Annotated in this window: 1 rRNA gene; it reads left to right on the forward strand. The window is 48.5% G+C overall.

The features are described from left to right. A 5S ribosomal RNA gene (gene rrf / locus AE2B122_RS16945) occupies positions 1–107 on the forward strand; the annotation flags it as partial. Positions 108–200: the final 93 nt, after the last annotated feature.

The following is a 200-nucleotide window of genomic DNA, read 5'->3' on the forward strand; positions in this document are numbered from 1 at the left end:
GGTAATAGCGAAGAGGTCACACCTGTTCCCATGCCGAACACAGTAGTTAAGCTCTTCAGCGCCAATGGTAGTTGGGTTCGCCCTGCGAGAGTAGGACACTGCCAGGCAGTTCTTTTTTGTATACATATTTATTATTGTTCCACAGTAGCTCAGTGGTAGAGCTATCGGCTGTTAACCGATCGGTCGCAGGTTCGAATCCT

The organism is Terribacillus sp. AE2B 122 (genome assembly GCF_902497585.1).
Taxonomy (GTDB): domain Bacteria; phylum Bacillota; class Bacilli; order Bacillales; family Amphibacillaceae; genus Terribacillus; species Terribacillus saccharophilus_A.